The sequence below is a fragment of the Nonomuraea sp. NPDC001831 genome (assembly GCF_042892035.1).
In the GTDB taxonomy this organism is placed as follows: domain Bacteria; phylum Actinomycetota; class Actinomycetes; order Streptosporangiales; family Streptosporangiaceae; genus Nonomuraea.
The window spans coordinates 58,676-83,640 of record NZ_JBIATU010000010.1 but is presented as its reverse complement, the minus strand read 5'-3'; the positions used below and the strand labels follow the sequence as shown (position 1 = coordinate 83,640).

At 72.3% G+C, this 24,965-nt stretch carries 24 protein-coding genes; 15 read left to right on the top strand and 9 right to left on the bottom strand.

The features are described from left to right. Positions 1–64 precede the first annotated feature (64 nt). Positions 65–448 (top strand): thioesterase family protein, encoded by a 384-nt coding sequence (locus ACFYYW_RS29620; RefSeq protein ID WP_352360768.1) that lies wholly within the window; start codon positions 65–67, stop codon positions 446–448. Between the two features lie 50 nt (positions 449–498). Further along, positions 499–1,653, top strand: coding sequence for an MFS transporter (locus ACFYYW_RS29615; RefSeq protein WP_364414301.1), 1,155 nt, complete (start codon positions 499–501; stop codon positions 1,651–1,653). Here the strand turns inward: ACFYYW_RS29615 and ACFYYW_RS29610 are convergent. The 4 genes from ACFYYW_RS29610 to ACFYYW_RS29595 form a co-directional block, all read right to left on the bottom strand. Continuing rightward, entirely contained in the window at positions 1,648–3,156 is a 1,509-nt protein-coding gene (locus ACFYYW_RS29610) for an alpha-amylase family glycosyl hydrolase (RefSeq protein ID WP_387653248.1), read from the bottom strand. The genes ACFYYW_RS29615 and ACFYYW_RS29610 overlap by 6 nt on opposite strands. 16 nt (positions 3,157–3,172) lie before the next feature. Beyond that, positions 3,173–3,553 (bottom strand): globin, encoded by a 381-nt coding sequence (locus ACFYYW_RS29605; protein WP_352322426.1) that lies wholly within the window; start codon positions 3,551–3,553, stop codon positions 3,173–3,175. A 9-nt stretch (positions 3,554–3,562) separates the two neighbouring features. Beyond that, a complete protein-coding gene (locus tag ACFYYW_RS29600) occupies positions 3,563–4,450 on the bottom strand; it encodes a mechanosensitive ion channel family protein (RefSeq protein WP_352322425.1) in 888 nt (295 codons plus the stop codon). Positions 4,451–4,994: 544 nt separating this feature from the next. Next, positions 4,995–5,279 (bottom strand): hypothetical protein, encoded by a 285-nt coding sequence (locus tag ACFYYW_RS29595; protein WP_352360547.1) that lies wholly within the window; start codon positions 5,277–5,279, stop codon positions 4,995–4,997. Positions 5,280–5,551: 272 nt separating this feature from the next. Between ACFYYW_RS29595 and ACFYYW_RS29590 the strand changes: the two genes are divergently transcribed. From ACFYYW_RS29590 to ACFYYW_RS29570, 5 genes are all read left to right on the top strand, one after another. Then, entirely contained in the window at positions 5,552–7,108 is a 1,557-nt protein-coding gene (locus tag ACFYYW_RS29590; RefSeq protein ID WP_364392442.1) for an XRE family transcriptional regulator, read from the top strand. Then, positions 7,105–7,593 carry a GNAT family N-acetyltransferase gene (locus ACFYYW_RS29585; protein WP_387653243.1) on the top strand — a complete coding sequence of 163 codons (489 nt, stop codon included), beginning with the start codon at positions 7,105–7,107 and terminating at the stop codon, positions 7,591–7,593. Before ACFYYW_RS29590 ends, ACFYYW_RS29585 begins: the two co-directional genes overlap by 4 nt. Positions 7,594–8,030: 437 nt before the next feature. Beyond that, positions 8,031–9,251 carry a DMT family transporter gene (locus ACFYYW_RS29580; protein WP_352322858.1) on the top strand — a complete coding sequence of 407 codons (1,221 nt, stop codon included), beginning with the start codon at positions 8,031–8,033 and terminating at the stop codon, positions 9,249–9,251. A 196-nt stretch (positions 9,252–9,447) separates the two neighbouring features. Further along, entirely contained in the window at positions 9,448–11,148 is a 1,701-nt protein-coding gene (locus tag ACFYYW_RS29575; RefSeq protein WP_387653240.1) for a tetratricopeptide repeat protein, read from the top strand. 18 nt (positions 11,149–11,166) lie between these two features. Then, entirely contained in the window at positions 11,167–11,619 is a 453-nt protein-coding gene (locus ACFYYW_RS29570) for a hypothetical protein (RefSeq protein ID WP_387653237.1), read from the top strand. Positions 11,620–11,647: 28 nt separating this feature from the next. Here the strand turns inward: ACFYYW_RS29570 and ACFYYW_RS29565 are convergent, their stop codons facing one another. Genes ACFYYW_RS29565 through ACFYYW_RS29550 form a run of 4 tightly spaced genes read right to left on the bottom strand, consistent with a single transcriptional unit; the run spans position 11,648 to position 15,469 of the window. Then, complete coding sequence (locus ACFYYW_RS29565; RefSeq protein ID WP_352322855.1) at positions 11,648–12,667, bottom strand: ABC transporter ATP-binding protein; 1,020 nt, start codon at positions 12,665–12,667, stop codon at positions 11,648–11,650. Continuing rightward, complete coding sequence (locus ACFYYW_RS29560; RefSeq protein ID WP_387653234.1) at positions 12,664–13,488, bottom strand: ABC transporter permease; 825 nt, start codon at positions 13,486–13,488, stop codon at positions 12,664–12,666. The genes ACFYYW_RS29565 and ACFYYW_RS29560 overlap by 4 nt, the downstream gene beginning before the upstream one ends. Further along, positions 13,485–14,387: an ABC transporter permease gene (locus tag ACFYYW_RS29555; protein WP_387653231.1), complete on the bottom strand. Its 903-nt coding sequence runs from the start codon at positions 14,385–14,387 to the stop codon at positions 13,485–13,487. The genes ACFYYW_RS29560 and ACFYYW_RS29555 overlap by 4 nt, the downstream gene beginning before the upstream one ends. Further along, a complete protein-coding gene (locus ACFYYW_RS29550) occupies positions 14,384–15,469 on the bottom strand; it encodes an extracellular solute-binding protein (RefSeq protein WP_387653228.1) in 1,086 nt (361 codons plus the stop codon). Before ACFYYW_RS29550 ends, ACFYYW_RS29555 begins: the two co-directional genes overlap by 4 nt. A 230-nt stretch (positions 15,470–15,699) precedes the next feature. Here ACFYYW_RS29550 and ACFYYW_RS29545 point away from each other — a divergent pair, with 230 nt between their 5' ends. The 5 genes from ACFYYW_RS29545 (at position 15,700) to ACFYYW_RS29525 (ending at position 20,917) form a co-directional block, all read left to right on the top strand. Then, the gene (locus ACFYYW_RS29545) at positions 15,700–17,157 is read left to right on the top strand and encodes an aldehyde dehydrogenase family protein (protein WP_387653226.1); all 1,458 of its coding nucleotides are present in this window, start codon (positions 15,700–15,702) and stop codon (positions 17,155–17,157) included. Continuing rightward, entirely contained in the window at positions 17,142–18,038 is an 897-nt protein-coding gene (locus ACFYYW_RS29540) for a CoA transferase subunit A (RefSeq protein ID WP_387653224.1), read from the top strand. Before ACFYYW_RS29545 ends, ACFYYW_RS29540 begins: the two co-directional genes overlap by 16 nt. After that, positions 18,035–18,814: a CoA-transferase subunit beta gene (locus ACFYYW_RS29535; protein ID WP_387653221.1), complete on the top strand. Its 780-nt coding sequence runs from the start codon at positions 18,035–18,037 to the stop codon at positions 18,812–18,814. The genes ACFYYW_RS29540 and ACFYYW_RS29535 overlap by 4 nt, the downstream gene beginning before the upstream one ends. After that, positions 18,811–19,629: a citrate/2-methylcitrate synthase gene (locus ACFYYW_RS29530; RefSeq protein ID WP_387653218.1), complete on the top strand. Its 819-nt coding sequence runs from the start codon at positions 18,811–18,813 to the stop codon at positions 19,627–19,629. The genes ACFYYW_RS29535 and ACFYYW_RS29530 overlap by 4 nt, the downstream gene beginning before the upstream one ends. 136 nt (positions 19,630–19,765) lie before the next feature. Next, a complete protein-coding gene (locus ACFYYW_RS29525) occupies positions 19,766–20,917 on the top strand; it encodes a pyridoxal phosphate-dependent aminotransferase (protein ID WP_352322847.1) in 1,152 nt (383 codons plus the stop codon). 16 nt (positions 20,918–20,933) lie between these two features. Here ACFYYW_RS29525 and ACFYYW_RS29520 read toward each other — a convergent pair whose 3' ends face one another. Further along, positions 20,934–22,679 carry an NmrA family NAD(P)-binding protein gene (locus ACFYYW_RS29520; RefSeq protein WP_387653215.1) on the bottom strand — a complete coding sequence of 582 codons (1,746 nt, stop codon included), beginning with the start codon at positions 22,677–22,679 and terminating at the stop codon, positions 20,934–20,936. Positions 22,680–22,760: 81 nt separating this feature from the next. Between ACFYYW_RS29520 and ACFYYW_RS29515 the strand changes: the two genes are divergently transcribed. The 3 genes from ACFYYW_RS29515 to ACFYYW_RS29505 are packed head-to-tail and all read left to right on the top strand — an operon-like array spanning position 22,761 to position 24,934. Then, positions 22,761–23,387 carry a TetR/AcrR family transcriptional regulator gene (locus tag ACFYYW_RS29515; protein WP_387653213.1) on the top strand — a complete coding sequence of 209 codons (627 nt, stop codon included), beginning with the start codon at positions 22,761–22,763 and terminating at the stop codon, positions 23,385–23,387. 15 nt (positions 23,388–23,402) lie between these two features. Further along, positions 23,403–24,182: a hypothetical protein gene (locus tag ACFYYW_RS29510; protein WP_387653211.1), complete on the top strand. Its 780-nt coding sequence runs from the start codon at positions 23,403–23,405 to the stop codon at positions 24,180–24,182. Positions 24,183–24,193: 11 nt separating this feature from the next. Further along, the gene (locus tag ACFYYW_RS29505) at positions 24,194–24,934 is read left to right on the top strand and encodes an MBL fold metallo-hydrolase (protein ID WP_387653209.1); all 741 of its coding nucleotides are present in this window, start codon (positions 24,194–24,196) and stop codon (positions 24,932–24,934) included. The last annotated feature ends 31 nt before the right edge of the window (positions 24,935–24,965 follow it).

The window sequence follows — 24,965 nt, the reverse complement described above, 5'->3', positions numbered from 1 at the left end:
CGGTACGGGTACCGTGGCGGACGTGGCAGAACCCTCCCCGGCGCACCGGCACGTCTTCCTCCGCATGGTCAGATTCGCCGACATCGACTCCCAAGGGCATGTGAACAACGTGCGCTTCCTCGACTACCTGGAGGACGCCCGCTTCGGCATGTTCGCGATCGATCCGGTCAGGGCGGGCGAGGCGCCCTTCGGAGGGCTCGTGGTCACCCGCCACGAGATCGACTACCGCCGCCCGCTCGGCCTGCGGCCCGAGCCGGTCAGGGTCGAGACCTGGGTCACGCAGCTCAGGCCGGTCCGCTTCACCCTGGCCTACGAGATCCGCGACGACGACGAGGTCTACGCGACCGCCACCTCGGTGATCGTGGCCTACGACGTCGAGCGGGCCGCGCCGCGCCGGCTCAGCGAGGACGAGCTCGTCCTGCTCAAGCGTTACTCGGCCCAGGGCTGACCGCCCTGGAACCGCAGCCGCCCTCCGGTCCGGGCAGGAAACGCTGGCTGATGCTCGCGCTGGGCGTCAACGCCCATGCGAGCGTCACCTTAGGACTGTTCGGCCTGCCTCTCGTCATGCCGGAGATTGAGCGACATTTCGGTGTTCCGTTGGCAGTGGCCGGAGTCATTGGGAATGCCCCGGGAATCGGCGTTCTGGTGGCGCTCGTCGCCTGGGGCGCGCTGGCCGACCGGCACGGCGAGCGCCTGGTGCTCGGCATCGGCGTCGGCCTGGCGGCCGTGCTGCTCGCCGCCGTCGCCTTCGCCGGGCCCGCCTGGGCCGTGATCGCGCTGCTGGCGCTGGCGGGCGCGGCCGGGTCGGCGGCCATGGTCGGCGGCGGCCGCATCGTCCTGCGCTGGTTCCAGCCGCCCGAGCGCGGCGTCGCCATGGGCCTGCGCCAGGTGTCCTACACCCTCGGCATGGCCGTCGCGGCGTTCGTGCTGCCGCCGGTCGCGCGGGCGCACGGGCTGCCCGGCGTGCTGCTGGTCTGCTCCGCCGTCAGCCTGCTGGCCGCCGTCCTGGCCGCGCTGTTCCTGGCCGAGCCGCCGCACTCGATCGCCGGGGGCAGCGCGGGGCCCGAGCGGTCGCCGTACCGGCAGCCGGCGCTGTGGCGGGTGCACGCGACCAGCGGGCTGCACGCGGTGCCGCAGATCGTGGTCAGCACGTACGGCGTCACCTGCCTGGTCGGCCTGTACGGCTGGGACGCCGTGGCCGCCGGCCAGCTCTTCGGCCTGTCGGCCGTCGCCGGAGCCGTGGTCCGGGTGGCCGTCGGCCGCTGGTCCGACCGGGTCGGCCTGCGGATGCGTCCCCTGCTGCTGCTCACCTGCGCCTGCCTGGCCGTGCTCGCCCTGCTGGTCGTGGGCACGGCGACGGACAGCCTGCTCGGCCCGGTGGCGCTCGCGACGGCCTCGGTGCTCACCGTGTCCGGCAACGGGCTGGCCTACCTGAGGGCGGGCGAGCTGGCCGGCCCCGCCTGGGCGGGCAAGGTGCTCGGCACCCACAACACCGTCCAGAACGTCGTCGCCCTGGGGGTGACGCCGCTGGCCGGGGCGCTGATCACCGGGACGGGCTACTGGGCGGCGTACGCGGCCGGCCTGGCCTGCGCGCTGGTGTCGCTGCCCGTCATCCCCTTCCGCGGCGAGCAGCGGGCCGGCCCTCGGTCATGACTGCCCGCGCAGCCACACGGCGGTGTCCGGCGGCAGCGTCCCGCCCTGGACCGGGCCGCTGGACAGCAGCACCGCGTCGTGCGCCGGCAGCCGTACGGGGTCCATCCCGCAGTTGATCGCGCAGATCAGCGGGCCCCGGGAGAAGAAAAGCGCTCCCTCGGGGGAGTCCAGCCACTCCAGGGTGTACGGAATCACACCCGCCAGCTCGCGGCGGCAGGCCAGGGCCCGGCGGTAGAACTCCAGCGTCGAGTCCGCGTCGCCCTCCTGCTTCTCGGCCGTCAGCTCGGCGAAGGCGGCCGGCTGCGGCAGCCAGGGCCGCACGCCGGGCGGCGAGAACCCGTACGAGGGCGACTCCGCCGACCACGGCAGCGGCACCCGGCAGCCGTCGCGGCCCGGCAGCTTGCCCTCCGACTGGAAGAACACCGGGTCCTGCCTGGCCTCGGCCGGCAGGTCGGTCACCTCCGGCAGGCCCAGCTCCTCGCCCTGGTAGAGGTAGGCCGAGCCGGGCAGCGCCAGCATCGTGAGCAGCGCAGCCCTGGCCCGCGCCAGGCCCGTGCCAGGATCGGCGGTCTCGTAGCGGGTGCGGTGGCGTACGACGTCGTGGTTGGACAACACCCAGGTGGCGTACGGGACCGAGGCCAGGGTGTCGTCGATCACCTTCTTGAACGCGGTCGGCGACCACGGTGCCTGCAGCCAGGCGAAGTTGAAGCTCTGGTGCAGCTCGTCGGGGCGGACGTAGAGGGCGAGGTCCTCGGCGCTGTCGGTCCAGACCTCGCCGACGGCCATACGCTCGCCGGGGTAACTGTCCAGCACCTTGCGCCAGTCGCGGTAGACGCCGTGCACCTCCGGCTGCCCCCAGACCGGCGAGACCGCCTTGAACGACTGGTCGCCGACGTCCGGCAGCCCCTCGGCCTTGTACAGGCCCATCGCCACGTCGATGCGGAAGCCGTCCACGCCCTTGTCCAGCCAGAAGCGCAGGACGTCGAGGAACTCCGCGTGCACCTCGGGGTTGCGCCAGTTGAAGTCGGGCTGTTCGGGGGCGAACAGGTGCAGGTACCACTGTCCGTCGGGGACCTGGGTCCAGGCCGGGCCGCTGAAGGTGGACTGCCAGTTGTTGGTCGTGTCGCGGAAGATGTACCGGTCGCGTTTCTCGCCCCGCAGCGCGGCCTGGAACCAGGGGTGCGCGGAGGAGCTGTGGTTGGGGACGATGTCCACCAGCACCTTCAGCCCGTGCCCGTGGGCCTCGGCCACCAGCGCGTCGAAGTCGGCCAGCGTGCCGAACAGCGGGTCGACGCCGCGGTAGTCCGCCACGTCGTAACCGCCGTCGGCCATCGGAGAGGGGTAGAACGGCGTCAGCCAGATGGCGTCGACCCCCAGCCTCCTCAGGTACGGAATCCGCTCCCGCACCCCGGCCAGGTCGCCGACGCCGTCTCCGGAGGCGTCGGCGAAGCTGCGAACGTAGATCTCGTAGACGACGGCATCACGCCACCAGGGGATATCCATGTGGGCGTCATGCCCGTTATGTCGGCGAGTTCACCAAGCTGTGGGCCGCGTAGACCAGATAGTCCCAGAGTCTGGTCGCCTGATCGTCGGGCAGGCCGAGCGAGTCGACCGCGTCACGCATGTGCCGCAGCCAGGCGTCGCGCTCGGCCTCCCCGATCACGAACGGCACGTGCCGCATGCGCAGCCGGGGATGGCCCCGCTCCTGGCTGTAGGTGTTGGGGCCGCCCCAGTACTGGATCAGGAATCCGCGCAGCCGGTCCTCGGCGCCCGTCAGGTCGGGCTCGGGGTAGAGCGGCCGCAGCAGGGGGTCTTCCGCGACACCTTCGTAGAAACGGTGGACGAGGCGGCGGAAGGTCTCCTCGCCGCCTACGGCGTCGTAGAAGGAGGTCTCTGTCACGTTCTCACCTTATGCAATAGCGACCATGGGGATTCCGGCGGAGTCCAGGGCGGCCTTCACCCTGAGCCGGATCTCCCGGGCGACCTCGGCCTGGCGGGAGGGCAGCGTCTTGGCGGTGATGCGGAACACCAGCGCGCTGTCGGAGAGCTGCTCCACGCCGTACACCTGGGGCTCCTCCACGATCACGCTCTCGCGGAACTCGGGGTCGGCCCAGATCTCCTCGGCCACGATCTCCAGCGCCGCGCGCACGGCGGTGATGTCGGCGTCGTAGGGCACCGGGACGTCGAAGTAGGCCCGCGACCAGCCCTGCGACTCGTTGCCGACGCGGGTGATCGTGCCGTTGCGCACGTACCAGACGCGGCCGTCGGCGTCGCGCAGCCGGGTGACCCGCAGGGTGACCGCCTCGACGGTGCCGACGGCGGCGCCCGCGTCGATCACGTCGCCCACGCCGTACTGGTCCTCCAGCAGCATGAACATGCCGGCGATGAAGTCCTTCACCAGCTCCTGCGCGCCGAAGCCGATCGCGACGCCCAGGATGCCGACGCTGGTCAGCAGGGGGGCGATGGGGATCGTCAGCCGGTCGAGCACGGTCAGGATGGCGGTGCCGAGGACGACGATGGAGGCGATGTGCTTGAGCACCGACCCCATGGTCTCGGCCCGCTGCTTGCGGCGTTCGTGCAGCAGCGCGTCGATGCCGTCGGTGGCCGCGTTGCGGCGGAACCTGTTGGTGAGCGAGCCGCCGGTGGCCGCCCGGTTCACCACCTTGGTGATCAGCCGGTGCGAGATGTTCCGCACGACGAACCCGAACACCAGGATCAGGACGATGGTGATCAAGCTGGCCAGCAACGGCGCCCATGACACGTTGCCCAGCCAGTCGACCAGAGGACCACAGATCACCGTGTCACCTTGACAGGCCTGGGCCATCTGCGAGCTCACTTTGTCCAAGTCCTGCACGAGCGACGACTCCGCCGGCGTGGGCGTAGGCGATGGCCCTGGTGTCACCAACAGGAACACTGGGTGGATTCCCCCTCAGGAAGCGGTTCGGTCAGCGGCAAATCAGTCCAATTGGATCTAAAAATACCGCTGACCGAACCGGCCGCCGTCACATCACGCCGGGGAAGACGGGGTCGCCCGGTCTCTGGGCCGCGGAGGGAGAGACCGGACGCTCCGATGACGGACGGCTCGGACGGGCCACACACCCGGAAGCATGGCCCGTTCCGGTTCCGAGGGGGGAGGTGATCCCCCCGACACCCGGCGGGCGCACCCGCCGGGCTGATCTGCGCGCACGGGCACACGCCCGCGCGAAGGGGCCGGAACCGGCGGGACGATCAGGGGTCCGGCAACCCGGACGCCCTCCGCACCGATCGTCCCGCCGGCCCCGCGGGGCCGCCGTGGGGGCGGTGACCCGTGGTGGCTGCGCTCCACCCGGATCACCGCGTGGTCACTCTCCCACCGCGGCGAGCACGCGTGCGACCTTGGTCGCGGCACCGGCCGGGTCGTCGGCCGTGTGCATGGGTTCGCCCCAGGACCAGCAGTACCACCAGTCGGGAAGGTCCGAGGCGTTCGCCGGCCGGCAGGTGACGTTCTCGGACAGGCTCGTCGCCTTCGGGTTGATGACGCGGACGAACTGCCGGCCGCTCTGGGTCTGGACCACTCGTGCGAGCAGACCGCGAGCGCCGAGCTCGGATACGAGGCGCTGCAGATGTCCGATCTTGTCGTCCGTCACCTTCTCGTCCTCCCTGGGAATCGTTGCTGGTGGGCCAAACATGGCTCAAGTCAACAGCACACGCAACGCCATCCTGCTGATCACAGGGAGTGGCTATTCCCTCATGGGTTGTAAGAAACAGTCCCTCGGAGGACGATCCTTAACCGTAGGCTTGATGAGCACGTTTCCAAACGGTCCTCACTGCTTCATAGTCGTCTCTAGGCGAAGAGCTACCTGAGGGCTACGCTGAGTCACCAGTCTTGACGGGTCGAGACATCGGGAGAGGGGCCGGGATGTCCGGCAGGCAGCACAGGGAAACGGAGATCGCCCGGCGGATCAGGGCCAAGGGCCTTGCCACCGGGCGCACCTCCGCCCAGATAGCTGAAGAGATCCACGAGGCGTGCTCGCCGCAGTTCAGCACGACCCGCATCAAAGCGCACCGCCTGTCCTACGGCATCGCGCTCGCGGACGTGATCGAGCAGGTGCGGGCGTTGTTCGAGCGCGACGCCAAGGCGCCGCCGGGCATCGGCGAGACGTTGCTGTCGGCGTACGAGAGCGGGCTCAAGCGGCCGGGCCCCGAGTACCTCCACTACCTGTGCTCGGTCTACCGGGTCGAGCCCATCGAGCTCGGCTTCGACGGGCCCTGCATCTGCGGCCACGGCCACCGGATGCCCGGCGTGCTCGGCGAGCCCGCCAATCGCGTGGCGGGGTCGGCGTCGCTGCCGCGCGACCTGGTGATCCATCCGATGACCGTCGAGGCCGACGCCCAGGAGGACGAGAACATCCTGCGGCGCACGTTGTTAAATCTGCTGGACACCGACGTGTCGTTCAAGCAGCAGTTCGACGGGCCGGTGCTGGGGGCGTGCGAAGGCATCCGGCGGCGCATGGACGAGACGCTGGTCTCGGCCACCGTGTCGGGCGGCATGCTCGACCAGTGGGAGGAGGCGACGCTGGCCTTCGGCCGCCAGTACACCACGACGCCCCCGCTGCGGTTGTTGTGCGACGTGCTGCTGGAGCTGAGCGCGGTCCGCACGGCGTTGTCCAGGCGTCAGCCGATCGACCTCCAGGACCGGTTGTGCCGCATGGCCGCGCAGCTGGCCGGCCTGAGCGGCATGGTGATGATCAACCTGGGCGACCACCGGCTGGCCCGGTCGTTCTTCCGCACCGGCCGCATCGCCGCCGACGAGACCGGCGACCGCGCCCTGCGGGCCTGGATCACGGCCAGGGAGTCGCTCGTCCCCCTCTACTACGGCGACGCCCGCGAGGCGCTCAACCTGGCCAAGAAGAGCCGCGACCTGGCGGGCGCCACGCCGTGCGTGGCCCAGGCCATGGCGCCGGTCGTGGAGGCGCGGGCCCTGGCCATGCTCTCCGGCACCGACAGCAAGAAGGAGGTCGTCGACCAGGCCAAGCGCGCGCTGGCCCGGGCCAGGAGCGCCTTCTCGCACATGAAGAGCGAGGAGCAGGAGGACATGGCCTTCGGCTACACCGAGAAGCAGCTCTACTTCTACCAGGGCGACGTGCTCACCAAGCTCGGCCAGACCATCGAGGCCGAGGTGGTGCTCGACCAGGCACTCGGCAAGTACGAGGACCACGTCCTCGACCAGACCCTGATCAGGCTCGACCAGGCCCAGTGCCGCCTCCTGGAGGGTGACATCGACGAAGCCCTACAAATTGGTACGAACGCCTTGCGCAATCTGGGGGATGAATACCTTACGGACCTCATCATCCGTCCGGCGCTCGCGCTGGAGCAGCAGATCATGAAAAAGGACGACAAACATCAGATGCTGGCTGAATTCAGCGCCCAGCTGCGGCGTCGGAAATTGGCCCAGAAGGAAGGGAGCGGTGGATGACGTTGAAGATCCGGCGGTACCGCTGGTCCGATCTCGACACCATCCTCGCGCTGCACCGGATCTGCCTCGCCGAGGTGGGTCTCCAACCCGGCGACGGCGTCTACTACGACGACGACTTCCCCCGCATCCAGGAGATCTACCTGGCCTGCGGCGGTGACTTCATCGTGGGCGAGACCGGCTCGCGGGTGGTCGCCATGGGCGGCCTGAAGCCCGTCGACCGGGAGACCGCCGAGGTGTGCAGGCTCAGGGTGCATCCCGACTTCCAGCGGCGCGGCTACGGCGGCGTCATGCTCTCGGCCCTCGAAGACCGCGCCCTGGAGCTCGGCTTCAGCAGCCTGCGCGGTGACACCACGCTCAACCAGGGCGCGGCCCTCGCGCTGTACGCCCGCCAGGGCTGGCGTGAGCTGTCGCGTCGCCAGGTGGGCGACCTCGTCGTCATCTACGGCGAGAAACGGCTGGCGCCCGCGCCGGCCATGGAGCTCTAGCTCCGACGACGACGCCGGGGTCCGACGCTTCCGGATCCGGCGGCCCCGCCCCATCCCCTCCTGGGGCCCTGGCTTGTTCTCCCTTTCCGCCCCCGCGGGGCTTCTGCGACCTCTACGCTCAGGCGTGACCACACCGCCTCAGATTGATCGCGGAGAGTGACCATCTCCGGGGCGAGGCATCGGCCCGTTCGCACGGTCCGCGTATGCGTCCGTACACAGTGCGAATGTGGAGAGCTCGGCCGTACCAGGCAGTAACCGCAGGAAAGAGCTGTTTTCGCCGCCGCCGGTATGGATGTTTCGGGCCTGGAGTGAGGGTCTTAACTCCAAGTGGAACAGTAACCTCACCGGCTTCTCCGCGTGCTCTGGCGAATGCATTTAGTAGTGGCATGCTCTGCTCCATGGCAGTCGTGCCCGCTTCCCGACCCCTCCTGGGAGCCGTGCTTCTGTTGTTCGTCAGCGCCGCTTGGGGGTCGGCGTTCCCGCTGATGAAGGATCTCATCCTCCGGTTACCGGTCGAGGACCTGCTGGCCGAGCGGTATCTCATCGCCGCGGTGACGCTGCTCGTCATCCGGCCGCGCTCGCTGCGGGGGCTGTCGCGCCGGACGTGGGTCAACGGGCTCGTGCTGGGGCTGCTGTTCGGCGTCGGGCAGACCGCCCAGGCGCTCGCGCTGCACAGCCTGCCCTCGGCGGTGTCGGGGTTCGCCGTCGGGTGCAGCGTGGTGATCACCCCGGTCCTGGCGCTGGTGATGTTCAGGAACCGGGCGCCGCGGCGGGTGTGGGCCGGGGTGGTGCTCGCCATGGCGGGGATGACCGTGTTCACGCTGCTGCGCGGGGTCGAGGACCACGAGGTCTCGCTGCTCGCGCTCGGCGTCACGCTCACGGCCGCGGCGCTCTACTCGGCCCACACGCTCATGCTCGCCGAGCTGTCCAAGAAGGGCGAGCGTTTCCCCGCGTACGCGCTGACCACGATCCAGCTCTTCACGATCGGCATCCTCACCGGCGGCTTCGCGCTGCGCGGCGGGATCACGCTGCCGTCCAGCCTGCCCGACTGGGCGATCCTGGCGCACCTGGCCGTGGTGTCGTGCGCGCTGGGGTTCCTGGCCCGCTCGTACGGGCAGAAGCACGTGCCGGCCGTGCCGAGCGCGATCATGATGTCCTCGCAGCCCCTCTGGGTGGCCGCCATCGCGGTGATCTGGTTCCACGAGCAGGTGGGCTGGAGCATGGTGATGGGCGGCGGGCTGATGGCCGCGGCGATGCTGCTGGCCCTGCCCGATCGGGCGGCCGGGGGAAAAGAGAGCCGGCCGGACAGGCGCGACCTGCTGGAGGTCTCCCGCCGCGCCGCGCTGGTGCTGGCCGACCTGCGGATCAAGCGTGAGGACCGGCTGCGGTTCGAGCCGGGGACGGCGCCGTTCATCGCCAAGAGCGCGTGCAAGGACGTCGAGGCGTGCCCGTGGAACGCCCACGCGCTCAAGGGCGGCGGGGAGCCGAGCCTGGAGCGGCTGATCGAGCGGGCGACCGCGATCGTGCGCGCCAAGAAACTGCCGGGGCCCGGCTGCTGCCAGTCCGTCACGCTGGTCGGGCGGTGCCTGTGCACGTTGATGGAGGAATCGGAACAGGCGCGGGTCGCGGCGGTCGATCATTGGTTTCGGTCCCAATAGGCTGCGGGACGCGCGCAAATGCCAGGTGCTTCTTAATAGTTAAACCGCCACTTATTCACCATAAATCTTGATATCCGGTTGGGTGTCCGAATAATGGATAGTCACACCCATCGGAGAGGCACGTCATGAAGCGCATCGTCGTCCGTAAGCCAGGCACCGCGAGGCTCGCAGGGACCGCAGGCGTCATCCACAAGGGGTGACCGGGCACAGCTCCCACCTCGGCGTCCCGGGCGGCCCGCCCGCCCGATGGGGGGCCGGGCGGCTGCTGATGCCGGTCATCGACGCGCATCGCCGGCCGCGCGGCCCCTACACCGTGGGCGCCGCGCTGCTGCGGCACCTGGTGCCGGACGCCCCGCGCGAGCTGGTCGCGGCCTACGACATCGAGATCCGGGCGGTCGCGCCCGAGCTGGCCGGGCAGGTGCCCGTCCGGCGGACGACCATCGAGGCCGGACTGCCGGACGAGGAGCGCATCCTGGTGCCGGCGCCCCGCCGTACGCTGAGGCTGGCCAACGGGATCGCCGAGTTCGTCCGCGCGGCCGTGCGGCCGGGCGCGAGGCTCGAGGTGTGCAACGGCGCGCACGCCGACCCCACCGACACCGAGCTGCTCGACGTCCTGACCCGGCGCGTCCCGGCCGGCACGCTGGCCGTCACGGTCCACGCGCAGGGCCCGGAGCCGCCTGCCGACGAGCGCAGCGCCGACGAGCTGTGGTCCCTGGTGGACCGCTGCATGCGCGAGGGCTTCCTGCACGCCGCCGCCGAGCTGGGCGAGCTCGGCCTGGCCCGGACGGAACCGGGGGAGGCCCGGTGGTGGCGCTTCGCCCAGCGCACCGCCACCGCGCTCGGCGGGCTCGGCCGCGTCCAGGAGGCGCGCACGCTGTGGGACCGGGCCCGCGCGGCCAGCCAGGACCCGGTCGTGCACGCCGCCGCCGCGTACGGGACGGCCATGCTCGACGCCCGCCACCCCGACCCCGCGCAGCGCGACCTGGGCAGGGCCCGCCGCTGGCTCAACCAGGCCATCGCCATCTCCGGGCTGCTGCCCGACCCCCTGGAACGGGCCTTCAAACTCGGCTTCGACCGCAACGGCCTGGCCCTGGTCGAGCTGCGGCACGGACGGCTGGAAGCCGCGCTGTCGCTGGTGGAGTCGGCCGTCGAGCTGGCCGGCGAGCTGGGCGACCGGCACCCGCTGCACCGGATGGTGCTGCTGACCAACCGGGCCCAGCTGCTCGGCGCGCTCGGCCGCCCCAAGGAGGCCCTGGAGGACTACGCCGCCGCCATCGCCCTCGACCCCGGCTTCCCCGACACCTACCTGGAACGCGGCAACCTGCTGTTCCGGCTGGGCGAGTCGCAGGAGGCGCTGGCCGACTACGAACGGGCCATGCGGGCCGGGCCGCCGCTGCCGGAGGCGTACTACAACCGGGCGGAGCTGCGTACCGTGCGGGGTGACGTGGAGGGGGCGCTCGCCGACCTCGGCACGGTGATCGAGCTGGACCCCGGCTACCTGGACGCCTACGTCAACCGCGCCGGGCTGCTGGCGGCGGCGGAGCGGGACGAGGAGGCCAGGGCCGACGCCACGGCCGGGCTCGCCCGCGCGCCGGAGAACCCGCACCTGCTGACCGTGCTCGGCCAGCTGGAGACGGCGGCCGGCCGCTTCGCCGAGGCTGCCGCGGCCCTGGACCTGGCCCTGGAGCACGCCCCCGAGCTGGCCGCCGCCTGGGGCAACCGGGGCGTGCTGCGTCACGCCACGGGCGACGCCGAAGGCGCGCTCGCCGACCTCACCCGGGCCGTCGAGCTGGACCCGCAGCCCGACCTGTACGCCAACCGCGCCGTCGCCCTGCGCGCCCTGGGCAGGACCGCCGAGGCGGAGGCCGACGAGCTCCGCGCGGCCGCCTCCTCCTGACAGTGGGACGATTAATGCATGACGGGGCGTATAGGGCGAGCCGCGGGGGTGTGCGGGGCACTGGGGGTGTTGTGGTGGGCCACCGCCCGGCTGGCGTGGGCGGGCGTCGGCTGCGCCGACTGGGACTGCCTGGCCCCGGCACTCGGCACGCTGCTGGCGATCAGCCTGGCCATGCTCGCCGGAGCCGCGTACGTGCTGGAACGCGTGGACGTGCGGCCCGCGCGGCGCGCCGCCCTGGTGGCCGCCGGGGCGGCGGTGGCGTTCTGGGCGGCCGGGAAGCTGCTGCCGTCGGTGCCGTACACCGCCGCGCAGGCCGTGGGCGCCGCGGTCGTGTTCGCCGGGGCGGGGGCCGTCGCGGCGTTCGTGACCGGGCCGGGGCTCGCGTTGCGGTGGCGGGTGCTGATCGCGCTGGTGCTGGCCGGCCTGCCGTGCGGGGTGTTCGCCGTGCTCTGGTTCGGGCTCGGCGGCTGAGCCCCGGGACCGGCGGCCCCGGGCCGGGTCAGGCGGGGAACACCTGGACGTGGTCGGCGGCGACCCGCAGGCGTACCTCGTCTCCTGGCGACAGGCCGGCGGCGGCCCTGGACGGCACGTCGGCGAAGATCACCGAGGGGCCCGCCTGGGCGTACACGCGGGTGGTGGCGCCCAGGAACACCGTCACGTCCACGACCGCCCGCGCGCCGGGGCCGTCCGCGGCCAGTTCGACGTCCTCGGGGCGGAACATGCACAGGACGCGCGGCGCGGGCGCCTCGACGTCGAACGCGCCGCCCGCGGTGACCCGGCCGCCGACCGCGTCCAGTTCGAGGGTGTTGCGGTTGCCGACGAAGCCGGCGGCGAAGCGGGTGGAGGGCGCGGTGTAGATCTCCGCGGGCGGCCCGCACTGCTCGATGTCGCCGGCGTTCATCACCGCGACCCGGTCGGAGATGGCCAGGGCCTCGGCCTGGTCGTGGGTGACGAAGACAGTGGTGATGCCGACCTGGTGCTGGATGCGGCGCACCTCGTCGCGCAGGCGGTGGCGTACCTGGGCGTCCAGGGCGGACAGGGGCTCGTCCAGCAGCAGCACCTCGGGACGGGGGGACAGCGCGCGGGCCAGGGCGACGCGCTGCTGCTGGCCGCCGGAGAGCTGGTTCGGCAGGCGGTCGGCGAGGTGGTCGAGGCCGACGAGGTCGAGCATCTCGGCCACGCGGTCCCTGACCTCCCCCTTCGGCCGCTTCCTGACGGTCAGCGGGAAGGCGACGTTGCCGCCCACGGTGAGGTTCGGGAACAGCGCGTAGGACTGGAAGACCATGCCGATGGGCCGCCTGCGCACCGGCACGCCGGCCATGTCGGCGCCGCCGATCGTCAGCCGCCCGCCGTCGAACCCGGTCAGGCCCGCGATGCAGCGCAGCAGCGTGGTCTTGCCGCAGCCCGACGGGCCGAGCAGGGCCAGCAGCTCACCCTGCTCGACGCTGACGCTCACGCCGTTCAGCGCGGTGTGCCCGGCGTAGCGCTTGGTGATGCGGTCGAGGACGACGTGGCTCATGGAATGGTGCCCTTCTGGACCGGAGCGGTGGCCATGGACGCGCTCACCCGGCCGCGGCCGAGCCAGACGACCAGCGCGGACAGCGCGAACAGCAGGCCGAAGGTGAAGATGGTGACGACGGCCAGCGCGTTGGGGTCGCCGAGCGTCCGGGAGACGAACTGCCTGGCCGACCAGAGCGGCAGCGTCTCGTAGCTGACGCCGGTGAGGATCTTGGCGAGCGCGAACTCGTTCATGGCGGTGGCGATGACCAGCAGCGCGCCGGAGACGACGCCGCCGCGGATCGCCGGCAGGATCACGCCGACCAGCGTGCGGGCGGGCCCGGCGCCGCACGTGGCGGCGGCCTCGCTGAGCTGGACGGCCCCCGCCGCCAGCAGCGAGCTCTCCACCGCCCGGTACATGAACGGGAACGCGATCGCCGCGGTGGCCGCGGCCAGCAGCCAGAACGTGCCGAACAGCTCGGGCGCGACCGACTTGGTGACGAGCTGGAGCCCCGCCCCGACGACCACCCACGGGACGGCGAACGGGATCACCGCGATGGTCTGCACGATCGACCCGATGCGCGGGTTGTGCACGACCGACCAGTACGCGGCCGGCACCACCAGCACGATCTCGATCACCACGACGACCGCCGAGAGCACGAGCGAGCGCCCGAGCGCGGCCATGACGTCCGGCTCGGCGAACACGCCCGCCCAGTGGGCCAGGGTGTAGCCGTCGGGCAGCGGCGTGTCGGTCCAGCGGGTGGCCACCGAGTACAGCAGGGCGGCCAGCAGCGGCAGCCCGAAGTAGACCGCCAGCAGGCCGAGGAAGACGCGCCGTCTCACAGCCACCTCGCAGCGCGCCTGAGCGAGAGCCGGTAGAGCAGGGTCGCCCCGATGGCCAGGATCATGAGCAGCACCGACAGCACGGCGGCCCGGCCGAGGCCGAACACCGAGGACTCCAGCGTGCTGCCGATCTGCAGGGTGATGAGCTTGGTCGCGCTGGGGGAGGAGCCGATGGCGTACGCGACGGCGTAGACGCCGATCGTCCAGGTGAAGACCAGCAGCCAGCCCGCGATGACGAACGGCGCGAGCACCGGCAGGCCGACGTACCGCCAGAACTGCCATCGGGTGGCGTGGCAGACCGCGGCGGCCTCCTGCCAGTCGTCCTTGAGCACGCTGAGCGCGGGCAGCGTGAGCAGCACGAACATCGGGACGTTGAAGTACAGGTAGACGACGTTCATGCCGTTGAAGGAGCCGAGCGAGGGGAACGGGTTGTCCTTGATCCCGAACAGGCCCTTGAGCACGAGCGTCAGCATGCCGGTCGAGCCGATCAGCGCGACGAAGCCGAAGGCCAGGCCGATGCCGGCGAAGTTCGAGGCGACGTTCATCAGCGACAGCCAGAAGGCCCGGCCGCCGAGGCGCATCCGGGTGATCAGCCAGGCGGCGGGCGCGCCGAGCGCGGTGGCCAGCGTGGCCTGGGTCAGGCCGAGCGCGAGCGAGCCGCCGATGGCCTGGCGGTCCACCCGGTTCCGCGCCACCTTGACGATGTGGTCGAAGCCGTAGCCGCCGTCCGGCAGGGCGAAGGTGTCGTGCAGCAGCCGCAGCGCCGGCAGCACCAGCGTGGCCAGCGTGAACAGCAGCAGCGGCAGGGCCGGGCCCCAGGCGGTGAACAGCCTGCCCGGGGACCGGCGGCGGGCGGCGGCCGGTGGAGCCGCCACGGACTCCGTGATGTGGGACGTCACGCGAGGACCTTCGCCTCCCAGTCGGCGACGATCTGCTCGGGATTGACCTTCGTGATCTCGATCTCCTTGACCGGCGCGTACGACTCCTCGGGCAGCCAGTTGGCCTTGGCCTCGGCCGGGAGCTGCAGGTCGCCGTTGAGCGCGCGGACGGGCCGGGCGCCGAACTTGGCGAACAGCGTCTGGGCCTCGTCGGAGAGCACGTAGTCGAGCAGGCCCTTGAGGAAGTCGCCCTTGGCCGTGTTGTACTTGTTGATCATCATTCCGGACGGCGACCAGACCGAGCCGTCGGAGGGGATGATCACCTCCACGTTGACGTTCTTGGCCTTCAGCGCCGCCTTCTGGGCCAGGCCGTTGAAGTCGTAGTTGATCTGGATGGGGGCCTCGCCCTTCTCCAGGGTCTCCTCGCTCATCTTGACGTCGCTGAGGTTGCCGGCGTCCTTGAGCTTCTTGAAGTAGGTGTAGGCGGGGGTCAGGTCGTCCACCGAGCCGCCGGCCGCGACCGCGGCGGCGACGACCATGGCCTGGCCGGTGCCGGAGGAGGCCGGGTTCTTGATGGCGATCTGGCCCTTGTACTCGGGCTTGAGCAGGTCCTGCCAGCTCTTGGGCGGGTTGCTCACCTTGTCGGTGTTGACGACGAACGCGGGCGCGCCCACGAACGTGGCGACCCAGCCGCCCTTGCCCTTCTGCCAGTCCTTCAGCTTGCCCGCCGACGGCGGCAGGTACGCCGGCACCACGCCCTTGGCCTCGGCCACCGGCCCCCACATGAGGCCGATGTCGCTGGCCGTGCCGATCGGGTTGTCCTTCTCGGCGTCGAACTTGACGATCTCCTCCGAGGAGGACATGTCGGTGTCCTTGTGGGCGCAGGTGGCCTGGTACTTGGCGCAAAACGTCTTGACGACCTCGCCGTAGTTGGCCCAGTCGGGGGCCAGGCCGTAGGTCGGCAGGTCCTTGCCCTGGGCGGCGATCTTGCCGGTGTCCGGGGCGGCCGACCAGTCGTATTCACCGGCGCCGGCCGAACTGCCGCACGCGGTGAGGGCGAAAAGGGATGAGGCGGCAATTACCGCCCATGTGCGATGCTTCATATGGACCCTCGGTTAATTCCGGGTGAATTCGACAAGTGCCGTGAGCAGGTCTTTTCCCCGGCATGTCTAGTGCAGCGGACCGGTCCGGCCAATGCGTGATTTGCCTATCGCCGCTATAGGCGGAGCCATATAACGGCTGCCTATCGGGGGCATCGGTCTAATCCCCCTTGTCCGGAACATCCCAGGCCGTGAGGCTTTGCCGTATCAGAAGTTGACCGGAAAGGAACCCGATGGCGACGATCCCGAGTCGCTACCTGCTCAACCACATCGGCGGCGAATGGCGTGCCCCCGAGAGCGGGCAGACCCGGCCGAACATCAACCCCGCCGACCTCTCCGACCACATCGGGGACTTCGCCGAGTCCGGTGGCGCGGACGTCGAGCTGGCCGTGGAGGCCGCCGCGGCGGCGATGCCGGCGTGGAAGGGACTCGGGCCGATCAAGCGCGCCGAGCACCTGCGCGCCGCCGAGCGCCTGATCGAGGAGCGGGCCGAGGACTTCGCCCAGGCGATCACGCGCGAGCAGGGCAAGCTCATCAAGGAGGCGCGCGGCGAGGTCAGGCGGGCCCTGGCCATCCTCGACTTCACCGCGGGCGAGGGGCGCCGGCTGAAGGGCGAGACCCTGCCCGCCGAGGAGCCGCGCACGTTCTCCTACACCTTCCGCGCGCCCATCGGCGTGGTGGGCCTGGTGACGCCGTGGAACTTCCCGCTCGCCATCCCCATGTGGAAGGTCGCCCCCGCGCTGCTGGCCGGGTGCGGGGCGGTGCTCAAGCCGTCGCCGTTCACGCCGCTGACCTCGGCGCTGCTGGTGGAGGCGTTCGTGGACGCGGGCGTCCCGGCCGGGGTGCTCAACCTCGTGCAGGGCGACATCGCGGCGGGCGAGGCGCTGGTGACGCACCCCCGCGTGGCCGGGATCAGCTTCACCGGCTCGCTGCCCGTGGGCCTGGCCATCCACCAGGCCGGCGCGCCGCGGCTGCTGCGCACCCAGCTCGAACTGGGCGGCAAGAACGCGGTCCTGGTGCTCGCGGACGCCGACCTGGACAAGGCGGTCAAGGCCACCGTGTTCGGCGCGTTCGGGCAGTCGGGGCAGCGGTGCAGCGCCACCTCCCGGGTGATCGTCGACCGGGCCGTCAAGGAGGAGTTCCTGTCGCGGCTGGTCGCCGAGGTGGCCCGGCTCAAGGTGGGGCCGGGCCTGTCGGAGGAGGCCACGATCGGCCCGGTGGTGAACGAGACCCGCATGCGTGCCTGCCTGGACGCGGTCAAGGCCGCGCAGGAGGCCGGCGCCAAGGTCGCCGTCGGCGGCGAGCGGCACACCGAGGGCGTGCCCGACGGCTGCTACGTGCAGCCGACCGTGCTGCGCGACGTGCCCTGGGACAGCGAGATCGCCCAGGAGGAGATCTTCGGCCCGGTGTTGTCCGTGGTGGACTGCGACGGCTTCGACGACGCCATGCGCATCTCCAACTCGGTCAAGTACGGCATGAGCGGCACGATCTTCACCCAGGACCCGGCGACCATCTTCGAGGCCCTGGACCGCTTCGAGGCGGGCATGCTGCACGTCAACCGGCCCGGCGTCGGCGCGTACGCGCACCTGCCGCACATGGGCGCCAAGCTGTCGCAGTTCGGCCCGCCCGAGTGCTCGCCGCAGGTCTGGGACTTCTACACCGAGTGGCGGTCGGCGTGCATAAGTTACTGACGGCCGCCGAGGCCGTCGCCCGGCACGTCCCCGCCGGGGCCGTCGTCGGGATGGGCGGCCAGAACATCAACCGGTGCCCGATGGCGCTGGTGCACGAGGTGATCAGGCAGGGGATCGGCGGGCTGACCGTGGTCGGCTGCAACCTGTCGCTGCCGCTCGACATGCTGGTGGCCGCGGGCCTGGTGGTCCGCACCGAGCAGGGCACCGGCAACCTGGAACGTTACGGCACGCTGTTCGCCTGGCGCCGGGCCGTCGAGCGCGGCGAGATCGGCGTCGGCGACCACTCGCACCTGGCGATGGCCACCCGCTTCGCCGCGGGGGCCGTCGGGGTGCCCTTCCTGCCGACGCGCAGCCTGCTCGGCACCGACCTGCTGGCCGACCTGGTCGCGGACGGGGTGGCGGTGGAGTCGGCCGATCCCTGGACCGGCCGGCCGGTCGTGCTGCTGCGGGCGATGACGCCGGACGTGGCGATCATCCACGCGAACCGCGCCGACCTGGCCGGGAACGTCGTGATCGAGGGGGTCACCTCCCACGAGGTGGACATGGTCAGGGCCGCCCGCGCCACGATCGTGTCGGCCGAGGAGGTGCTGCCCGCCGGGGCGTTCGCCGACCGGCCCGAGCGGGTCACCATCCCGGAGGCGTACGTGACGGCGGTCGTCCACCAGCCCTTCGGCGCCTTCCCGACCTCCGTCTACCGCGCGTACGACTTCGCCGAGCCGGAGATCAAGGAGTACCAGGCGCTGGGCCGGGCCGGGGACGTCGAGCTGCGCGAGTGGATCGGGGCCAACCTGGGCGCGTCCTTCGAGGACCACCTCAGGGCCCGCGACCCGGCGGGCACGCTCAGGGCCGCGCTGACCGAGCAGATGGGGAGGCTGGTGTGAGCGCGCAGTGGACCGCGCTGCCGCGGGAACTGCTGGTCGTCGAGGGCGCCCGGCAGATCCGCGACGGCGACCTGGTGATCGTCGGCACCGGCCTGCCGCTGCTGGCCGCCACGCTCGCCCAGCGCACCCACGCGCCGCAGGCCAAGCTCGTCATCGAGTCGGGGGTGATGTTCCCGAAGGTCGTGCCGACGCCGGTGTCCGTGGTCGATCCGCGGCTGATGCGCGGCGCCGCGCGGCACGGGTCGTTGTTCGAGGCGCTGGGCGGGCTGGTGCAGCGCGGGCTGGTCCGTACGGGCTTCCTCGGCGGGGCCCAGGTGGACGAGTACGCCAACATCAACTCCACCTGGGTCCCGAGACCGGACGGCTCGCGGGTGCGGCTGCCCGGCAGCGGCGGCGCCAACGACATCGCCAGCCACTGCGGGCAGGTGGTGATCCTGACCGACCACGAGAAGCGGCGCTTCCCCGCCCGCTGCGACTACGTCACCAGCCCGGGGTTCCTGGGCGGGCCGGGGGAGCGGGCCAAGGCCGGGCTCGGGCCGTTGCGCGTCAAGGTCGTCACCGACCTGTGCGTGATGGAGGCCGAGGACTCGGCGCTGACCGTGACGGCGCTCATGCCGGGGGCGAGCGTCACGGACGTACTCAACAACACCGGCTTTACCCCGAAATTTCGGGATTCGTTGGAAATTGTGATGCCGCCGGACCCCGAGGACCTCCGCCTGCTGCGCGAGGAGATCGACCCGGCGTGCGTGTACTTCCCTGAAAGGAAAGCCCGTTGACCGACAAGAAGCCGTTCGCCTGGGAGACGGCGATCGCCTGGAAGAACAAGGACCGGATCGTCGTGCGCGGGTACGACGTGAACGAGCTGACCGGCAACATCTCCTTCGCCGAGCACTTCCACCTGGTGCTGCGCGGCGAGCTGCCGACCCCCGAGGTGGGCCGGATGACCGAGGCGATCCTGGTGAACATGGCCGAGCACGCCATGTCGCCCTCCTCGGCCACCGTGCGCTTCGCCACCTCCGGCGGAGCCGAGCTGAACGCGGCCGTCGCGGCGGGCGTCGCCGGCATCGGCCGGCTGCACGGCACCGCCGACCGGCCCGCCGAGATGTTCCTCGCGGTCGGTGAGCGGGCCGAGCGCGACGGGCTGAGCGACGAGGAGGCCGCCGCCAAGGTCGTCGCCGAGATGCGCGAACGCCGCGAGCGCATGCCCGGGTTCCACCACGCCCAGCACATCCGCGACCCGCGTACCGCCCGCCTGCTGGAGCTGTCGGACGAGCTGGGCGTCACCGGCCGGTACGTCCGCATCGCCCGCGCGATGGAGGAGGCCACCGAAGGCGTCTTCGGCCGCCGGATCTGGCTCAACGGCCCCGGCTCGATGGGCTGTGTCGGCCTCGACATGGGCTACGAGCCGCTGCAGCTCAAGGCCATGTTCATCGTGTGCAGGTCGTTGTCGCTGTGCGCGCACTCGATCGAGGAGATGACCAGGGAGAAGGGCTGGCGGGCCTCCGCCAACTCCGACATGGTCCAGCCGCTGGACCTGTCGATGCAGGGGCCGGACCACTACGACGGCCCGGCCGACCGCACCCTGACCTGACCCGGCCTGGACCGCCCCTGGCCAACCCGGTCGCCGACGGCGCCTCCGCGCCGCCCCTTGACACCCGCGTCCTCACTGGAGGAGCGTGGGTGCCCCAAGGTGTTCCATATACGGAACGAAGCACGGAGGTGCGGTCATGCGGCCCAATTCCCGGTTCGCGCAGGTGCAGCCGTTCGACATCGACAAGGTGGCCGCGGCCGCCGGGGCGGACGCCGACGTCCTGCGCCTGGAGAACCTCGACACCGACGTCCCGCCCCCGCCGTCCGCCGTGGCCGCGACCAGGCGGTCACTGGAGGAGGGGACGGGCAACAGCTGGCTGCCGTTCACCGGGCTGCCGGTGTTGTGCCAGGCGGTCGCCGCCGAGCTGCGGGCGCGTACCGGGCTCGACTACGACCCTCTGCGGCAGGTGTGCATCACCTCCGGCGGGACGTCGGCGGTGATGCCCGTGCTGCTGGCCACGACCGAGCCGGGCGAGCCCGTGCTGCTCACCGACCCCACCTACGCCGGCCTGCTGCAGCGGGTGCGGCTGTCGGGCGCGCGCCCGCACCTGGTGCCGCTGCTGGTGCAGGACGGGCGCTGGCGGCTGGACCGCGAGGCGCTCGCCCGGGTGCCCGCCGCGGCGGCGCTGCTGCTGATGAGCCCGTCCATGCCGTCGGGCGTGGTCTTCGACCGGGAGGACTGGCAGGCGGTCGCGCGGGTGTGCGAGCGTACGGGCGCGTACCTGATCTACGACGCCGCCATGGAGCGCATCGTCTTCGACGGACACCCGCGGATCAACCCCTGCCAGGTGGACGGCCTGGCCGAGCGCACGATCATCATCGGGTCGATGTCCAAGGAGTACCGGATGATCGGCTGGCGGATCGGCTGGGTCGCCGGCCCCGCCGACATCATGTCCCGGATCATGGTCGCGACCATCTACAACACCACCGTGGCCAGCGGATACCACCAGTACGGCGCCGCCGCCGCGCTCACCGACCCGGCGGGCGCGGGGGTGGCGGAGGCGGCGGCCGAGTACCAGGCCCGCCACGACACCGTGCTCGCCCAGCTCGACGGGCTGCCGGTGGTCCGGGCGGGCGGCGGCTGGTCCGTCCTGGTGGACGCCGGGGCCATGGGACTGACCGCGGAGGACCTGTCGGCCCGGCTGCTGGACCGCGGACGCGTGGCGGCCACCCCCATGACGGCCTGGGGGGAGAGCGTGGCCCCCCGGTACGTCCGGCTCGTCTACAGCGCCGAGCCGGTCGGCCGCCTGTCGGAGCTGCGGTCCCGCTTCGAGGCGGCGCTCTCCTGACTCGGGACGGCGGCGGTCAGCGGGCCAGCCGCTCGCGCAGGAAGGACTCGAACGTGCGCAGGCCGGGGTGGCGGGCGCGGAGCGCGGCGATGTCGGCCCGGTAGCCGCTCTCCAGGAACCACTCGTACATGCGCTCCCCGCCGGGCGCGGTCTGCTCGAACCGGGTGGGCGTGCCGGTGACCCGCTGGTAGACCTCGGCGATCTCGGCGCCGGTGAGCTCCTCGCTGGCGATCTCCAGCGCCCGGCCCGCGTACTCCGCCGGACGCTCGAACGCCTCCGCCGCGAAGTGGGCGATGTCCTCGGGCGCGACGAGCTGCATGCGCCGGAACGGCAGCGCGATGACCCGCTCGTCCCCGGCGGGCTCGGCGTAGTGCAGCAGGTTCGTCATGAAGAACGCCGGGCGCAGCACCGTCGCCCGCAGGCCCAGCCCGGCGACGTGCCGCTCGATCGCCCACTTGCTCGCGAAGTGCTCGATGCCGGTGTCGCGTTCGGCGCCGCCGACCGAGCTGTAGACCAGGTGCGCCAGGCCCAGCCCGGCGGCCACGTCGGCGACCGCGACGCCCTGGCGCACCTCGCGGGCCAGTTCCTCCCGCGTCACGGCCAGGGCCTGCACGCTGAACACGCCGTGCACGCCGGTCATGGCCGCCCGGAGCGAGGCGGGGTCGTCCAGGTCGCCCTTGGCCAGGGTGGCGCCGAGCGCGGCCAGGGCCTGGGCGGCGTCCGAGGCGGGGTCCCTGACCAGGGCGCGGACCGCCCAGCCGCTGGCCAGCAGGGTCCGGGCCACCGCGCCGCCCTGGTTGCCGGTGGCGCCGGTGACCAGGATCGTCCGGGCCCGCGCGGACAGCAGCAGGGTCTTCCCGGTGACCGCGCGGGCCTCGACGGCGGCGTGCGCCTCGGCCGCCGACTCCAGGGGGAGCACGTTGCCGACCGTGGCACGCAGGCGGCCGGCGGCGGCGAGTTCCAGGGCTTCGCGGGCCAGCTCGCGCGGGTCGGCCGCGGGCCAGGCGACGGCGGTCACGCGCGGCCCGGGAGTGGTCATCGGGCCGCCGGCCATGCCGTACGCGCTGAAGCGGCCGCCGTCCTTCAGCAGGTCCTGCGCCTGGGCGCCGATCTCGCCGCCCACGCCGTCGAAGACGACGTCCAGGCCGCCGGTCGCGGCGCGCACCTCGTCGGCCCAGCCGGGGGCGGTGTAGTCGACCGTCAGCTCAGCGCCGAGGCGTGCGGCCAGGTCGCGCTTGGCGGCGCTGCCGGCCGCGCCGACCACGCGCGCGCCCGCGGCGTGGGCGAGCTGCACCAGCAGGCTGCCCACCCCGCCGCCGGCCGCCTCCACCAGCACCCACTCGCCGGGCTGCGGCGCGGCGGCGCGGACGAGCCCCACGGCGGTGCGCCCGTCGGCCAGCAACGCCACGGCCTCGCGCGGCGACAGCCCGTCGGGCACCGGGATCAGGTCCTCGGCGGCGGCCACCGCCAGCTCGGCGTAACCGCCGTAACCGCCGAGCGTGGTGACCACCAGGGAGCCCGTCAGCGCCGCGTCCACGCCCTCGCCCACCGAAAGGACGGTGCCCGCCACCCCGTTGCCCAGGACCGCGGGCAGCTCGGCCGCGCGCGGCCCCCGTCCGGCGCGCACCTGCGTCTCCACGAACGTGACGCCCGCGACCGCCACCTCGACCAGCACCTGACCCGGCCCCGGGACGGGGTCGGGCACCTCCTCCGCCACCAGCGACCCCGGACCGCCGACCTCCCGCAGAACCACCGCACGCATGACATTCCTCCTTTATCGGAGCGCTTCGCTCCGAAAGGAACCGTATATCGGAGCGCAACGCTCCGCAATATCCTGTACGGCATGGCAGGACGCGGCAGGCAGGCCGAGGCGGCGCGGAACGATCTGCGGCTGCTCCAGGCGGCCCACGAGGTGTTCACGACCCAGGGGTTCGACGCGCCAGTCTCGGCCATAGCCAGGCAGGCCGGCGTCGGCATGGGCAGCCTCTACCGGCGCTACCGCACCAAGGAGGAGCTGCTGCAGCGGCTCTGCCTGATCGCCATGGAACGCGTGGTCGACAACCTGGAGTCGGCCCTGGCCGAGCCCGATCCGTGGATCGGGCTGGAGGCGTACGTGCGCGCCTGCGTCGCCGGCCGCTCCGGCGCGCTGGCCCCGGTGGCGGGCACGATCGAGGTCACCGACGAGATGTGGCGCACCTCCCGCCGGGCCACCGAGCTGGCCGGCGCCCTCGTCGCCAGGGCCCGCGAGGCCGGGGCGCTGCGGGCGGACGTGACCACGCTCGACGTCTCGCTGCTCATCGAGCAGTTCAGCAGGCCCGCCCCCGGCCCGCCGAGCGAGGAGCACCAGCGGGTCAAGGAACGCCTGCTGGCCATCGCGCTCGACGGCCTGCGCGCCCCCGGCGCGACCCCGCTGCCCGGCGAGCCACCCAGCGCGGAGTGGTACGAAGGGCGCTGGCGGACCGCCCCGTAGGTCTACGGTGGGACGGTGGCCTTCAATGACCTGCTGAAAGACCTCCAAGACAGCGCCGGAGCACAGGCCGCGGGCATCAGGCGCGGCTACGGCGGCCCGCCCGCCCGGACGATGAGCGTGCGCTCCGGCCCCGCCCGGTTGCGCTGCGCCTCGCTGCTCAAGCCGCTCTACGCCTGGGTGGCCGCCGCCCACATCGACGACGCCGACCGCTGGCGCCGCCACGCCGAGCCCGCCGTGGTCGTCTCCTCCAACGCCGACACGCTCAGCCTCTGGCTGTCCATCGGCCCCCGCGTGCTGCTGGACGACCTCTACCGGCGCACCGGCGTACGGTGGGCCCAGCCGGGCGGCGACCCGTCGCGCTTCGGCTCGGTGGAGGTCTCGGCCGAGGAGGTCGCCGCCGCCTACGCCGTGTTCGCGCAGGCCGCGGCGGCGGGCGACCCGGTGGCGGCCACCGTCCTGGCGTGGATGCGGCAGGTGGCGGGCGAGCAGACGTTCGGCGCCCGCGAGGCGCTCGGCTCGCCCGAGGCCGGCGTCAAGTGCGGCTGGTACGGCGCCCCCGACGAGACCTGCCTGCGCACCCACGCCGTCGCCATTCTGCCGCGCGGCGGCACCCGGGCCACCGTGGTCGTGGCGATGACCGCGCTGCCCTACACCGGCGAGCGCGACCGCGAGTCCTACCACGCCCGCATCGCCCAGGGCCTGCCGGTCGAGTCCGTGCACGAGGGCCTGGCCGGCCCGCTGCTGCGCGGCCTGATGTCCACCACGCTGGCCGAGCTGGGGCATCAGCCCCGCTAGAGTCGGGGATCATGCGGATCACGGTGCTGGGCGGGTGCGGGGCGTGGCCGGCGGCGGGCCAGGCGTGCAGCGGTTACCTCGTCGAGCACGACGGGTTCCGCGTGCTCGTCGATCCCGGCTACGCGACGCTGCCGCGGCTGCTCGAAAGCACGCCGGCCGAGCGGGTCGACGCCGTCCTGGTCAGCCACGGCCATCCCGATCACTGCTCCGACCTCAACCCGCTGCTGCGCGCCCGCGCCCTGGGCGACGCCCCGCCGGCCGCGCTGCCCGTGCACGCGCCGCCCGGCGCGCTCGACGCCGTGCTCGCGCTCGACCGGCGCGGCATGCTGGCCGGCAGCTTCGAGCTGCACGACCTGGAGCCGGGCACGCCGCGCGAGCTCGGGCCCTTCCGGCTCGACGCCTTCTCGCTGCCGCACCACGTGCCCAACGCCGGGCTGCGGCTGAGCGCGGGCGGCCGGGTGATCGCCTACACCGGCGACACCGGCCCGTCCGCCGACCTCGTCACGCTGGCCGCCGACGCCGACCTGCTGGTGGCCGAGGCCACCTATCCCGAGCAGGTGCCCGGCGCGGACGCCCCCTACCTGTCCAGCGCCGCCGATGCGGGCCGCACCGCCGCGGCGGCCGGGGCCGCCCGGTTGCTGCTCACCCACCTGTGGCCCGGCACCTCGCCCGAGCCTGCGCTGGCGGCGGCGGCCAGGTCCTACCCTGGAGACCTCGCGGTGGCCACGGCGGGCCGCACGATCAAGGTGTAGCGGCGTCAGCGGCGCGCGGCAGCGGATCGGC

What these genes read in the sequence shown, in the direction of transcription:
- ACFYYW_RS29565 (WP_352322855.1), bottom strand. Translation starts at nt 12,667, where the DNA reads ATGAGCCACGTCGTCCTCGACCGCATCACCAAGCGCTACGCCGGGCAC.
- ACFYYW_RS29525 (WP_352322847.1), top strand. Translation starts at nt 19,766, where the DNA reads ATGCGGCCCAATTCCCGGTTCGCGCAGGTGCAGCCGTTCGACATCGAC.
- ACFYYW_RS29620 (WP_352360768.1), top strand. Translation starts at nt 65, where the DNA reads ATGGTCAGATTCGCCGACATCGACTCCCAAGGGCATGTGAACAACGTG.
- ACFYYW_RS29570 (WP_387653237.1), top strand. Translation starts at nt 11,167, where the DNA reads ATGACGGGGCGTATAGGGCGAGCCGCGGGGGTGTGCGGGGCACTGGGG.
- ACFYYW_RS29550 (WP_387653228.1), bottom strand. Translation starts at nt 15,469, where the DNA reads ATGAAGCATCGCACATGGGCGGTAATTGCCGCCTCATCCCTTTTCGCC.
- ACFYYW_RS29610 (WP_387653248.1), bottom strand. Translation starts at nt 3,156, where the DNA reads ATGGATATCCCCTGGTGGCGTGATGCCGTCGTCTACGAGATCTACGTT.
- ACFYYW_RS29520 (WP_387653215.1), bottom strand. Translation starts at nt 22,679, where the DNA reads ATGCGTGCGGTGGTTCTGCGGGAGGTCGGCGGTCCGGGGTCGCTGGTG.
- ACFYYW_RS29505 (WP_387653209.1), top strand. Translation starts at nt 24,194, where the DNA reads ATGCGGATCACGGTGCTGGGCGGGTGCGGGGCGTGGCCGGCGGCGGGC.
- ACFYYW_RS29585 (WP_387653243.1), top strand. Translation starts at nt 7,105, where the DNA reads ATGACGTTGAAGATCCGGCGGTACCGCTGGTCCGATCTCGACACCATC.
- ACFYYW_RS29545 (WP_387653226.1), top strand. Translation starts at nt 15,700, where the DNA reads ATGGCGACGATCCCGAGTCGCTACCTGCTCAACCACATCGGCGGCGAA.
- ACFYYW_RS29515 (WP_387653213.1), top strand. Translation starts at nt 22,761, where the DNA reads ATGGCAGGACGCGGCAGGCAGGCCGAGGCGGCGCGGAACGATCTGCGG.
- ACFYYW_RS29615 (WP_364414301.1), top strand. Translation starts at nt 499, where the DNA reads ATGCTCGCGCTGGGCGTCAACGCCCATGCGAGCGTCACCTTAGGACTG.
- ACFYYW_RS29590 (WP_364392442.1), top strand. Translation starts at nt 5,552, where the DNA reads ATGTCCGGCAGGCAGCACAGGGAAACGGAGATCGCCCGGCGGATCAGG.